Below are 13,014 nucleotides of genomic sequence, written 5' to 3' on the forward strand. Positions count from 1 at the left end.
GTATGCTGCGATGCGAAGAGGAATATAGCGATGCCCATTGGTGAGTTTGGCGGCGCGCCGCCCCTGGCGGCTGAAGGCAGTCCGGTCCTGACGACGCCGATGTACTGGATGTACGAGATGGCGCATGCCTCTCTCAATCCGGCGCGCGCCGTCACCGACGCGACCAAGCTGCTGTTTCAGAATCCGCTCAATCCCTGGGCGCGCACCGAGGTCGGCAAGTCGGTCGCCGCGGCCTGCGAATTGTTCGAGCGCACCACGCGCCGCTACGGCAAGCCGGAATGGGGCCTCAACGACACCGAGGTCAACGGCATCCGCGTCCCGGTCGAGATCCGCTCGGTCTGGGAAAAGCCGTTCTGCCGGCTGCTGTACTTCGATCGCAAGTTCGCACGGCCCTTGCGCAGCCCGCAGCCGCGCGTGCTGATCGTGGCGCCGATGTCCGGTCACTACGCGACGCTGCTGCGCGGAACGGTCGAGGCCTTCCTGCCGGCGCATGAAGTCTACATCACCGACTGGGCCGATGCCCGCATGGTTCCGCTCAGCGACGGCCGCTTCGATCTCGACGATTACATCGATTACGTCATCGAGATGCTGCACGTGCTCGGCGGCAACACCCACGTCATGGCGGTGTGCCAGCCCTCGGTGCCCGTGGTCGCCGCGGTTTCGATCATGGAAGCGCGGCGCGATCCGTTCGTGCCGACCTCGATGACGCTGATGGGCGGCCCGATCGACACCCGTCGCAATCCGACCGCGGTGAACAACCTTGCCCAGGAGCGCGGCATCGACTGGTTCCGCAACCACGTCATCACCAAGGTGCCGTTCCCGCATCCGGGCATGATGCGCGACGTCTATCCGGGATTCCTGCAGCTCAACGGCTTCATCAGCATGAATCTCGACCGGCACATGGACGCCCACAAGCAGCTGTTCGCCAATCTGGTGAAGGGTGACGGCGACCTCGTCGACAAACACCGAGAGTTCTACGACGAGTACCTCGCGGTGATGGACCTCTCCGCCGAATATTACCTGCAGACGGTCGACACCGTGTTCGTGAAGCACTCACTGCCCAAGGGCGAGATGACCCATCGCGGAACACGCGTCGATCCCTCCAAGGTCACGCGCGTTGCGTTGATGACGGTGGAAGGCGAGAACGACGACATCTCCGGCCTCGGTCAGACCGAAGCGACGCACACTTTGTGCAGCTCCATCCCCGATCATCGCCGCGTTCATTACGTCCAGAAGGGCGTCGGACATTACGGCGTGTTCAACGGCTCACGCTTCAAGTCGGAAATCGTGCCGCGGATTCATGATTTCATGGTCTCGGCGGCAAATCCGTCCTCATTGCAGGCGCGCGCCGCCGAATAAGTCGCGTTTTCGGCTTTCCCGTCGCGAATCCAGGCCTGGCTGACGGCTCCGGCGAGCCTGAGTTCCCGCCAGATTCGCGGTATTTAGGTAGCTTTATAGGAGTGAGTCAGCGCTCACCTCTTGGGGGTGTCGCATGCATCCAGCGAGGGCGAAAAAAGCCGGTTCCAACCCCAGTCTGTAGGGTCTCCCGGACGCCTGACCGCTGTATATTGGGCAAATGATTTGTTTTTGCGCCGAGCGCTTCCCATGGCGGCGGTTATGGCAGAATCCGGGCGCCCTCCTGCCCCCCGGACTGACAGACATGGCCACCCGCGCACTCCTTTATCGTCGGCCCCACGAACCAAAGACCGTCCTGATCACCCACGGATCGCAATTTTTTGCCATCCGATTGCGCCGGCACCGCCGCGCGCGCCGTTACACACTCAGAATTCATCCGAGCGATCGCGAAGCCATCCTTACGATGCCGCCGCGCGGCACGCTGGCCGAAGCCAAAGACTTCGCGCAGCGCCATGGTGCGTGGATCGCCGCGCGTCTCGGTCGCTTGCCGAAGGCGGCGCCGTTCCAGCCGGGCACGGTGATACCGCTCCGCGGCACGCCGCATCGCATCGTTCATCGCGCCGGCACGCGCGGCACGGTGTGGACCGAGACTCGCGATAGCGGTGAACGCATCCTCTGCGTCGCCGGTGGGCTCGAGCATGTCGATCGCCGCATCAGCGACTTCCTCAAGCGCGAGGCGCGCCGCGATCTGCAACGCTCGTCGGAAGCCTATGCCGCCGAGCTCGGTGTCAGGGTCAGGCGCCTCTCGATCCGCGATCAGTCCAGCCGCTGGGGCTCCTGCACCTCGGCCGGCTCGCTGTCGTTCTCCTGGCGCCTGATCCTCGCACCTCCCTTCGTGCTGGACTATCTCGCCGCCCACGAGGTCGCCCATCTCGTCGAGATGAACCATTCGGCGCGGTTCTGGCGCGTCTGCGGCAAGGTCTGCCCGTCGATGGAGCGCGCCAAGAAGTGGCTCGACACCTACGGCAACGATCTGCATCGCTACGGCGTCGAGGATTAGGGCTCGCTTTTGCCTCATCTGACGCTGTCATCGCCCGCCTTGTGCGCGAGGGCTTACAGCCGCGCGCGCTGATGGATTGATGGGACTTGTTCTCACCGGCCTCGGTGTCCGATCAGCCCCTTCGCGCAAGTCGACAGCCTCTTCATTGATCATCAATCCACGGGCATCCCCCTGATTTGTGAGGAGATCAACGGATGAACCTCGGACTGGAAGGCAAGACCGCCCTCATAACGGCGGCCAGTGGTGGAATTGGCAGCGGCATCGCCGGCTCACTGGCAGAAGCCGGGGTGCGGGTCGCAATCAGTGGGCGGACGGCGGCCGCGCTGGAGAAGGTAGCCGGAGCCCTCGCTTCGCGCGCCGGCGGTCGCCCAGTGATCGTGGTGGGAGACGTGTGCGCGCAAGGCGGCCCGGCGCAAATTGCAGCCGAAGCGTCGGCCGCGCTCGGCGGGCACGTCGATATCCTCGTCAACAACGCGGGTGGGGCGAGACCCGTGACAAGCGAGGCCGACGATGCCTTCTGGGACGAGGCGATGACGCTCAACTTCCTTGCGGCACGTCGCTTGACCGATCTCATCTCGCCGGGAATGAAGGCTCGAAACTGGGGGCGGATCGTCAACATCTCGGGTGCGCTTGTTGCGCCCAAACTCAATGGAGCGGCGCCGGCCAAGGCCGCTCTCGTCAGCTGGTCCCGAACGCTATCGTCCGAACTCGGCCCCTATGGTGTCACCGTCAACACGATCGCACCGGGCCGCATCAACACCGCTCAAGTTCAGAAATTGCATCCAACGGAGCAATCGAAGGCGGACTTCATCAAGCAGAACATCCCTGCCGGCTATTTCGGGGAGCCTGAGGATATCGGGCACCTCGTCGCGTTTCTCGCCTCTCCACTCGCCCGCTACATCAATGGCGCTGCGATCCCGGTTGATGGGGGCGCGATCCGCCGGGTGTAGAACGTCAATCCCGAAGGGTTGCAGCCGACGTCCAAGCCCGCGCTTTGAACGTCAGTGCTTCCCCCGCAAGCCGTTGATTTCGTTAGCGCCGGCTACTGTGCATGGGGTTGTTTTCGCGGTTTTTGTGTTGACGTCGCCAATGCCCTCAGGCCGCGCCTATCGGTTTCCGCCGAACAACCGGTCCATCAGCCAGCCATCGAGTCCCGCCGCGGCCTCCGGCCGTGCATTGGCGCGAGTCGGCGGCGGGCGATAGCCGCCATTGTTGGCCGGCGCCGGTGCGGGCGCGATCGCTGTCGGCGGTGACACTTGCGAAGCCGCCTGCGCAAGGTTCGACAGGCCCCAGCCGCCCGGCGAGCTCGGCAAGTTTGCCACCGCCACACCCTCGTGCGCGGTCTTCATGAAGCGCGACCAGACTTCCACCGGCAGGCCGCCGCCGGTGGCTTTCTTGGTCGGCGAGTTGTCGTCGTTGCCGAGCCAGACGCCGGTGACGAGGCTCGCGGTGTAGCCGATGAACCAGGCGTCGCGATAATCCTGGCTGGTGCCGGTCTTGCCGGCCGCCGGCCAGCCCGGAATCTCCGCCTTCTTGGCGGTGCCCGAAACAAGCGTCTCCCGCATCATCGCGTTCATCATGCCGACATAGCGGGGATCGATCACCGGATTGCGCTCGTCCGGCTGGCGCATGTAGAGCAGCTTGCCGCTCTGCGTCCTGATCCGCGTCACGACATGCGGCGCCACCGCGAAGCCGCCATTGGCGAACGGCGCGTAGGCGCCGACCAGCTCGACCATCGAGACTTCGGACGTGCCGAGCGCGATCGAGGCGTTCGGCTCGAGCTTTGACGAGATGCCGAGCCGGTGCGCGGTGCGCACCACGTTCTTCGGCCCGACCTCGAGGCCGAGACGAATCGCGACGGTGTTGAGCGACATCGCCAGCGCCTGCGTCAGCGTCACTGCGCCGAAATATTCATGGGTGTAGTTCTCAGGCTTCCAGCCCTTGACTTCGATCGGCGCGTCCTGGCGCATCGTGTCGGGCGTCAGGCCCTGCTCCAGCGCCGTCAGGTACACGAACGGCTTGAACGCGGAGCCCGGCTGGCGCTTGGCGGTCACCGCGCGATTGTACTGGCTGTCGGAATAGTTCCGCCCGCCGACCATGGCGCGCACGGCGCCATCGGGCGTCATTGCCACCAGCGCGCCCTGGCTGACGTTGAACTTCACGCTCTTGGCCGCGAGCTCGTCGATGATGGCGGCTTCCGCCACGCTTTGCAGCTTCGGATCGATCGTGGTCTCGACCTTGATGCTCTCGTCGATCTGGCCGACCAGGTCGTCCAGCACTTCGCCGATCCAGTCAGCGACGTAGTTGACGGTGCCGGCGCCGGCCGGTTTCACGTTGTAGGAGGGATGGCCGATCGAGGCCTTGGCCTGCGCGTCGGTGATGAACTTTGCATCGGCCATCGCCGCGAGCACGATCTGCGCGCGCGCTTCCGCGCCTTCGGGATTGCGGTTCGGTGCGAGGCGCGAGGGCGATTTGACGAGGCCGGCGAGCATTGCCGCTTCGGCGACCGTGACGTTCTTGGCCGACTTGCCGAAATATTTCTGCGCCGCGGCTTCGACGCCGTAGGCGCCCGAGCCGAAATAGACGCGGTTGAGGTACAGCTCCAGGATCTCGTCTTTGGAATGCTTGCGCTCCAGCCAGATCGCGAGCTCCGCCTCCTGCAGCTTGCGCTGGATGGTGCGCTCCTGGGTCAGGAACAGGTTTTTCGCGAGCTGCTGGGTCAGCGTCGAGCCGCCCTGCGAGACGCCTCGATGGAGCAAATTGGTGACGAGGGCGCGCGCGATGCCGACCGGGTCGATGCCGAAATGCGAATAGAAGCGGCGGTCCTCGATGGCGATGAACGCCTTCGGCAGATACGGCGGCAGGTCCTTCAGCGCGACATTGGCGCCGGCCATCTCGCCGCGCTGCGCCAGCATGCTGCCGTCGATGCCGACGATTTGGATCGTCGGCGGGCGTTTCGGAATCTCCAGCGATTGGATCGGCGGCAGATGGGCGCCGACATAGATCACGACGCCGACCACCGCGATGGCGCCCCACAGGCTCAGCACCGCGCCCCAATAGACGAGGCGGCCGAGGCCGAACCTGCCGCGTGACTTCGCGCGGCGCTTGGCGCCGCTGCGGCCGCCAGGCGCCTTGCGCTCGCGCGGCGGCTCGTCGCCGGAATCTTCGCTCTTGCGCTTGGTCGATGATTTCGCTGATTTCTTCGGCTTATCGTCGCCGCCGGGGACGCGGTCCGCCGGGGTCAGGCGCAGATCGGCGAGCGCTGCGGGCAAGCCGAACAGCGGCTCCTTCCGCCCACCCTTTTTCTTTCCCCACGCCATACGCAAAACGCCCGGTCAGCCTGCCCCGCCGAGACGCTAGCGGTCGCTGTTTAAGGCCCGGTTACCCCGGCGTTAACGCGCGATTAGGAGGTGGGGCATTCGCACCCCGCAGTTCCGCTCTCTTGGCGCCGCAGCTAGGATCGTCGCCACAAAGAAGAGGGAGCATGCATGGGCCATATCGATCCGACCAAGGAGATCTTCGCGCAGTTCCGGGACAACGACCGTCCCGGCCCGATCCACATGCTTAACCTGGTGCGGTTGCGCAAGGAGGCGGCCTATCCGGACGGACGCAAGGCGAGCGGCGCGGAAGCCTACGCGGCCTATGGCCGCGAGAGCGGCCCGGTGTTCGAACGCCTCGGCGGCCGCATCGTCTGGCAGGGCAAGTTCGAGCTGATGCTGATCGGCCCAGCGGAGGAGCGCTGGGACCATTGCTTCATCGCCGAATATCCAAGCGTCGCCGCCTTCGTCGAGATGATCCGCGACCCCGTCTATCGCGAGGCGGTGAAGCATCGGCAGGCAGCCGTGGAGGATTCGCGATTGATTCGGCACGCCGTGCTGCCGGTCGGAAAGAATTTCGGGGAGATACCTTCCTAGCTCGTAGGGTGGGCAAAGCCCCGGAATGCGCGAATGCGCATCCCGGGGCGTGCCCACCGATTCTCTCTTGGAGAGATGGTGGGCACGACGCTTGCGCGTCTTTGCCCACCCTACGAAACCGCTGCTAGCCCGACGGCCCCGTGTCCTCGATGATCGGTCCGAACAGCTCCCAGCGTTCGCCGTTGAACTTCATCATCTGCATCTGCTTGTTGACGCGGAAGTCGTTCGGCCCGGTGTTGATCTTGATTCCGGGCAGCGCCAGGCTCGGCGTGTAGCCCTTGATGTTGGCGACCTGCTTCATGACGTTCTCGCGCGTGAGGTCGTCGCCGCATTGCTTCAGGACCTGCACCAGCAACTCCGCCACCGAATAGGCGTAGGTGTTGACGGTGTTGAGCTTGTCGCCTTCCGGGAAATACTTCTCCATGAAGGCGAAGAAGGCCTTCACGCCCGGATCGTCCTTCCACTGGGGATCGCCCGGATCCTTGCCGTAATTGGTCGAGATGATGCCCTTGGAGATGTCGAGGCCGGCGGGCTTGAGTGTCGCCGACACCGGGCTCGCATTGATGTCGAGGATGTGCACGGGGGTCCAGCCGAGATCGGCAAGCTTCTTGATCGCCTGCGCCGCGAATTTTGGCGTCGAGGCGTCGAACAACAGATCAATCCCCATCGACTTCAGCTTGACCACCTGGGAGTCGACGGTCGGGTCGGTGACCTCGTATGAGACCTCGCCGACGACCATGCTGGCGGCCTTGTCGCCGAGGCCGCTCTTGAGCCCCGCGAGATAGTCGCGGCCCATGTCGTCGTTCTGGTAGAGCACGCCGATCTTGGCGTTCGGATGCTCCTTGAGAATGTACTTGGCGTAGATCCGTCCCTCGGACACGTAGTTGGGATTGTAGGCGATGGTCCAGGGATAGTTCTTGGGATCGTTGAAGCGCGCCGCGCCGGTCGAGGCCAGCAGTTGCGGCACCTTCTTGCCGTTGAGGTATTTTTGCACGGCGGCATTGGCGGCGGTGCCGATCAGCTGGAAGGTGAACAGCACCTCGTCGCCCTCGACGAGCTTGCGCACCTGTTCCACCGTCTTCGGCGGCGAGTAGGCGTCGTCATACTGGATCAGGTTGATCTTGCGGCCGTTGATGCCGCCCTGATCGTTGATCATCTTGAAATAGGCGGCCTGGGTCTTGCCGATATTGGCATAGACGGAGTAGGGGCCCGAGAACGGCACGGTCTGGCCGATCTTGATCTCGGTGTCGCTCGCTCCGGTGTCGTATTTCTTCTGGGCGAGAGCTTGGCTTGCGGAGAACGCGAACGCGAGCGCTGCCGTGGCAGCTAGGAAGGCCCTGCGATTGTTCATTTTTGGTTGTTCCTCCTGACGGAATTTTCGGCCGATGGTCTTTGTCCGTTGATTGCAACGGTCGCCATCGCTGCCGAAGATTGTGGAGGAAGGCGCAGCGCCGCGCAAGGATCGCGACGCCGCGCCGCAGCGTCTCAAGCGACAGACTAAGCCAGGAGCAACGCAGCCAGCGCGATCACCGCCGGCAGCGCCTGCACCATCAGGATGCGTGAACTGACGGTCGCAGCGCCATAGGCGCCGGCCACCATCACGCAAAGCAGGAAGAACGCCTTGATCTGGAATGCGAAGGTGGGATTGCCGTGGACGAGGCCCCAGATCAGGCCCGCGGCGAGGAAGCCATTATAGAGGCCCTGATTGGCGGCCAGCACCTTCGTGATCTCGGCCTTCTCCGGCGTGTTGCGAAATACCTTCAGGCCCTGCGGCTTGTCCCAGAGAAACATCTCCAGGATCAGGAAGAAGACGTGCAGCGCGGCGACCAGCGCCACCAGGACATTGGCGATCAGGATCAAGATGAGCTCCCCCAAAAGCGTCAGCTTTCGGGTGGACGTTAGCACGGCCGGCATGGCAAGTGCGATGGGCGCGTTTCGATGCAATGGTGACGCAATGGCCAGTCGATCAACCAAACCTTCCGTTAGCTTCGGCCTCGATCGCCTGACGACGCCGATCGGGATCGCCCTGCTCGTCACCGATGCTGAAGGCGCCCTACGCGCCCTCGACTGGGAGGACTACGAGCACCGCATGCGCGAGCTTCTGCGCCTGCATTACGGTGTGGTGGATCTGAGCGACCAGCCCGCGCCTGCGGCCATGCGGATCGCGCTGTCGGGCTATTTCGACGGCGATCTCGGTCAGCTCTCGGGCATCGCATGGCGCATCGCCGGCACCGCGTTCCAGCAAAAGGTCTGGACCGCGCTGGCGCAAATCCCTGCCGGCACCACGATGAGCTACGGCGCGCTCGCCGCAAGGATCGACACGCCAAAAGCCATTCGCGCCGTCGGCCATGCCAATGGCTCCAATCCCATCAGCGTGGTGCTGCCGTGCCACCGGCTGATCGGCGCGAATGGTTCGCTGGTGAAGTATGGCGGCGGACTGCAGCGGAAGAGGTGGCTGCTAAGGCACGAGGGGGTGCAGGTTTAGGTCTCTCTCCAAGTCATTCCGGGGCGCGCGAGCCGCGAACCCGGAATCCATTTATCCGCGCGATGAGTGGCTCGATGGATTCCGGGCTCGATGCTCCGCATCGCCTCGGAATGACAAGTGGAAAGAGACGCGCTCGAACGGTAGGCCTCACGCCGCCGGTTGAACCGCCTTGTCGCCGGCCATCACGTGGGTCAGCGCGCTCTTGATCGCGGCCTGGCGGGTCGGCGCGTTGATCTGGGCGCCCAGGAGGTCGGTGACATAGAACACGTCGCGCGCGCGCTCGCCGAAGGTCGCGACATGGGCTGAGGCGATGTTGAGATTCAGTTTCGAGATCGCGGTGGTCAGCTCGTAGAGCAGGCCGGGGCGATCGAGGCCGGAGACCTCGATCACCGTGTAGCGGTCGGACCATTGGTTGTTGATGGTCACTTCCGGCTCGATCACGAAGGGCCGCGCCTTGCTGCGCACGGTGCGCCGCGCCACCACCTCCGGCAGCCGCAGCTTGCCTTCCAGCACGTCCTCGATCATCTCGCCGATGCGGGTGGCGCGCCGTCCCTCGTCCTCGTCGCGGTCGTATTCCCGGGAGATCGAGATGGTGTCGAGCGCGCGGCCGTCGGTCGTGGTGTAGATCTGGGCGTCGACGATGTTGGCGCCGGCCGAGGCGCAGGCGCCGGCGATGATCGAGAGCAGCCAGGGATGGTCGGCCGCGAAGATCGTCAGCTCGGTGACGCCCCGCACCTCGTCGAAGCCGACATTGATCGCGAGCTTGTGGCCGGCCTGCTCGCTGGAGCGGACGAAGCGGGCGTGACGGATCTTGCGCGGCAGCTCGACCTTGAGCCAATAGGCCGGATAGTGGCGGCCGATATAGGCATCGAGCTCGTCCGCCGGCCATTCGGCAAAGGCCATGCGGAACTCGGCATAAGCGGCCGCGAGGCGCTTGCCGCGATCGACCTCCGAGAAGCCGCCGGTGAGCACCGGCTCGGTCTCGTAATACAGCGAGCGCAAGAGCTGCGCCTTCCAGCCGTTCCACACGCCGGGACCGACGCCGCGGATGTCGGCCGTGGTCAGGATGGTCAGGAGCTTCATCTGCTCGACCGACTGCACCACCGCGGCGAAATTCTCGATGGTCTTGCGATCGGACAGGTCGCGCGACTGCGCGACGGTGGACATGGTCAGATGTTCCTCGATCAGCCAGGCGATCAGCTCGGTGTCGGCCGGACTGAAGCCGAGCCGCGGGCAGAGCCGGCGCGCCACCTTGGCGCCGGCGATCGAGTGATCCTCCGGCCGGCCCTTGGCGACGTCGTGCAGCAACGTGGCGATATAGATCACCGCGCGGTGCTCGGGCCTCGTCTTCCGCATGAGATCGCTGGCGAGCGCGAATTCCTCGACGCCGCCGCGCTCGATGTCCTGGAGGAAGCCGATGCAGCGGATCAGGTGCTCGTCGACGGTGTAGTGATGATACATGTTGAACTGCATCATCGACACGATCTTGCCGAAGGCGCGGATGAAATGGCCGAGCACGCCGGTCTCGTTCATCCGCCGCAGCACGATCTCGGCGTTGTCGGAGGTCAGGATCTCCATGAACAGCCGGTTGGCTTCGGGATTTTCGCGCAAGCCTGCGTTGATCAGGCCCAGCGAGCGCGTCACGCCGCGCATCGCATCCGGATGGAAGGCGAGATTGTTCTTCTGCGCGAGACGGAAGATGCGGATCAGGTTGACCGGATCGTGCTTGAAGACGTCGGGCGCGGCGACGTTGATGCGGTTGTTGTCGACGATGAAATCGTCGCTGTCGGGGACGCGCCGCTTCACCGTGCTCGGCCGCAGCCGCGCCATCATCCGGCTCAGCACCGGCGCAGGCTTGGCCTGCTGATCCTCGAGCTTGGCGCAGAGGATGGCGGTGAGGTTGCCGACTTCCTTGGCGACCAGGAAGTAGTGCTTCATGAAGCGCTCGACGTCCTGCATGCCGGGATGCGAGGTGTAGCCGAGCCGCACCGCGATCTCGCGCTGGAGGTCGAAGGAGAGGCGCTCTTCGGCGCGGTTGCAGTAGAAATGCAGATTGCAGCGCACCGACCAGAGGAAATCGGCGCAGCGGCGGAAGCTGCGATATTCCTGCGCGTCGAACACGCCGCGCTCGACCAGCTCGCTGGTGTCGCGGACGCGGTAGACGTATTTGGCGATCCAGAACAGCGTGTGCAGGTCGCGCAGGGCGCCCTTGCCGTCCTTGACGTTGGGTTCGACCAGGTAGCGCGACTGGCCGCCGCGGCGATGCCGCTCCTCGCGCTCGGCGAGCTTTGCGGTGACGAACTCCGAGGCGGTGCCCTGCACCACCTCCTTGTCGAAGCGCGCGACCAGCTCGTCATAAAGCGGCCTGTCGCCGGTGAGGAAGCGCGTCTCCAGGATCGCGGTGCGGATGGTCATGTCGCCGCGCGCCTGCCGGATCGATTCGTCGACCGAGCGCGTGGCGTGGCCGACCTTCAGCCCCATGTCCCAGAGACAATAGAGGATGGCCTCCGCCACCTGCTCGCCCCAGGCGGTCTGCTTGTAGGGCAGGATGAACAGCAGATCGATGTCGGATTCGGGCGCCATCAGGCCGCGGCCGTAGCCGCCGGTCGCGACCACCGCCATGCGCTCGGCGCCGCTCGGGATCGGCGAGCGGTAGAGATGACGGGTCGCCGCAGAATACAGGATGCGGATGATCTCGTCCTGGACGTGACACAGCCGCTCGGCGCAGCGGCGGCCGTGGCGGTCCTTCAAAAGGATTTCCTGTGCCGCGGCGCGCGCCGCGATCAGCTCGGCCTTGAGCAATTGCGCCATGGCGGTGCGGAACGCGTCTTCGCGTCCCTGATGCTTTTCGGCAAGCGCATCGACCGCGGCGGTGATCCGCGCGGTGTCGAATCGATCGTCCACCCCGGTCTTCTGCTCAGTCGCGATGCTGTCCATATCTCACCGGATATAAGAGGTGACGGGCGCTGTCACCCGCCATTCTCTGGCAATAGTCGTTCCATGCTGGAAAGCCGCGGCTTCGGGCAAGTCTGTTCTCGGCCGGCGGGCCTTCAGGGGACGGATTTTCTCGTTGATTTCCAGATATAACTCCTTGAAAAACAATCAAGTTTTGGAGGAGGCTGGGCATGATCTGGATGACACGACGCATTCTGCTGGCGGGCGCGTTTGCGCTCGCCGTGACGCCTGCGGCCAAGGCGGCGGATCCGCTCAAGGAAATCCGCATCGACTGGGCGACCTACAATCCGGTGTCGATGGTCTTGAAGCAGAAGGGACTGCTCGAGAAGGAGTTCGCCAAGGACGGGATCACGGTCACCTGGGTGCAGTCGGCCGGCTCCAACAAGGCGCTCGAATTCCTCAATGCCGGCTCGATCGATTTCGGCTCGACCGCGGGCTCGGCGGCGCTCGTGGCCAAGATCAACGGCAACCCGATCAAGTCGATCTATGTCTATTCGCGCCCTGAATGGACGGCGCTGGTGACGTCGAAGGATTCCAAGATTGCTGGCGTCGCCGACCTCAAAGGCAAGCGCGTCGCGGTGACGCGCGGCACCGATCCGCACATCTTCCTGGTGCGTGCGCTACTTGGTGCCGGTCTCACCGAGAAGGACATCACGCCGGTGCTGCTGCAGCACGCCGATGGCAAGACCGCGCTGATCCGCGGTGACGTCGACGCCTGGGCCGGCCTCGATCCGATGATGGCGCAGGCCGAGGTCGGGGAAGGCGCAAAGCTGTTCTACCGCAAGGCCGACGCCAACACCTGGGGCATCCTCAATGTGCGCGAGCAATTCTTGAAGGACCATCCTGATGCCGTCCGCCGCGTGCTCGCTGTGTACGAGGAAGCGCGAAAGTATTCGCTGGCGAACTACGACGAGCTGAAGAAGACCTTCATCGCCGTGACCAGGCTTCCCGAGGCCGTCGTCGACAAGCAGCTGAAGGAACGCACCGAGCTCACCCACAGCCGTATCGGCGCGCCGCAGCGCGAGTCGATCCTTGCCGCCGGCCTCGCGCTGCAGCAGGCCGGCGTCGTCGACGCCAAGGTCGACGTGAAGGCGACGCTGGATGCCCTGATCGACGACCAGGTCCCGCTGCCGACGAATTAGTTCGCAGGGAAAGGGCAAGCCGCGCGCAACAAACTCCGCTGTCGTCCCGGGGCGCGAAGCGAACCCGGGACGGCACAGCCCCAGGGAGGGGTTGGACGCGAA

Annotated in this window: 10 protein-coding genes; 6 read left to right on the forward strand and 4 right to left on the reverse strand. The window is 64.5% G+C overall.

Annotated elements, in window-relative coordinates:
- Positions 1 to 30: 30 nt before the first annotated feature.
- The 3 genes from WI560_RS01180 (at position 31) to WI560_RS01190 (ending at position 3,366) form a co-directional block, all read left to right on the forward strand.
- Positions 31 to 1,359 carry a polyhydroxyalkanoate depolymerase gene (locus WI560_RS01180; protein WP_375306565.1) on the forward strand — a complete coding sequence of 443 codons (1,329 nt, stop codon included), beginning with the start codon at positions 31 to 33 and terminating at the stop codon, positions 1,357 to 1,359.
- 217 nt (positions 1,360 to 1,576) lie between these two features.
- Entirely contained in the window at positions 1,577 to 2,416 is an 840-nt protein-coding gene (locus WI560_RS01185) for a M48 family metallopeptidase (RefSeq protein ID WP_375306566.1), read from the forward strand.
- Between the two features lie 194 nt (positions 2,417 to 2,610).
- Positions 2,611 to 3,366, forward strand: coding sequence for an SDR family oxidoreductase (locus WI560_RS01190; RefSeq protein WP_375306567.1), 756 nt, complete (start codon positions 2,611 to 2,613; stop codon positions 3,364 to 3,366).
- A gap of 156 nt (positions 3,367 to 3,522) precedes the next feature.
- Here the strand turns inward: WI560_RS01190 and WI560_RS01195 are convergent, their stop codons facing one another.
- On the reverse strand, positions 3,523 to 5,736 hold the full coding sequence (locus WI560_RS01195) for a transglycosylase domain-containing protein (RefSeq protein ID WP_375306568.1): 2,214 nt from the start codon (positions 5,734 to 5,736) through the stop codon (positions 3,523 to 3,525).
- A 168-nt stretch (positions 5,737 to 5,904) separates the two neighbouring features.
- Between WI560_RS01195 and WI560_RS01200 the strand changes: the two genes are divergently transcribed.
- On the forward strand, positions 5,905 to 6,330 hold the full coding sequence (locus WI560_RS01200) for a DUF1330 domain-containing protein (protein WP_257197192.1): 426 nt from the start codon (positions 5,905 to 5,907) through the stop codon (positions 6,328 to 6,330).
- A 124-nt stretch (positions 6,331 to 6,454) separates the two neighbouring features.
- Here WI560_RS01200 and WI560_RS01205 read toward each other — a convergent pair whose 3' ends face one another.
- Positions 6,455 to 7,681: an ABC transporter substrate-binding protein gene (locus WI560_RS01205; protein ID WP_257178917.1), complete on the reverse strand. Its 1,227-nt coding sequence runs from the start codon at positions 7,679 to 7,681 to the stop codon at positions 6,455 to 6,457.
- A 146-nt stretch (positions 7,682 to 7,827) separates the two neighbouring features.
- Complete coding sequence (locus WI560_RS01210; RefSeq protein WP_375306569.1) at positions 7,828 to 8,244, reverse strand: DUF1304 domain-containing protein; 417 nt, start codon at positions 8,242 to 8,244, stop codon at positions 7,828 to 7,830.
- A 40-nt stretch (positions 8,245 to 8,284) separates the two neighbouring features.
- Here WI560_RS01210 and WI560_RS01215 point away from each other — a divergent pair, with 40 nt between their 5' ends.
- On the forward strand, positions 8,285 to 8,815 hold the full coding sequence (locus WI560_RS01215; RefSeq protein WP_375306570.1) for a methylated-DNA--[protein]-cysteine S-methyltransferase: 531 nt from the start codon (positions 8,285 to 8,287) through the stop codon (positions 8,813 to 8,815).
- Between the two features lie 147 nt (positions 8,816 to 8,962).
- Here the strand turns inward: WI560_RS01215 and WI560_RS01220 are convergent, their stop codons facing one another.
- The gene (locus WI560_RS01220) at positions 8,963 to 11,752 is read right to left on the reverse strand and encodes a [protein-PII] uridylyltransferase (RefSeq protein ID WP_257197189.1); all 2,790 of its coding nucleotides are present in this window, start codon (positions 11,750 to 11,752) and stop codon (positions 8,963 to 8,965) included.
- Positions 11,753 to 11,940: 188 nt separating this feature from the next.
- On the opposite strand from WI560_RS01220, the gene WI560_RS01225 reads away from it, so the two are divergent.
- The gene (locus tag WI560_RS01225) at positions 11,941 to 12,912 is read left to right on the forward strand and encodes an aliphatic sulfonate ABC transporter substrate-binding protein (RefSeq protein ID WP_257197188.1); all 972 of its coding nucleotides are present in this window, start codon (positions 11,941 to 11,943) and stop codon (positions 12,910 to 12,912) included.
- Positions 12,913 to 13,014 lie beyond the last annotated feature (102 nt).

Origin of the sequence: Bradyrhizobium sp. A11 (assembly GCF_042077125.1) — a bacterium.
In the GTDB taxonomy this organism is placed as follows: domain Bacteria; phylum Pseudomonadota; class Alphaproteobacteria; order Rhizobiales; family Xanthobacteraceae; genus Bradyrhizobium; species Bradyrhizobium japonicum_B.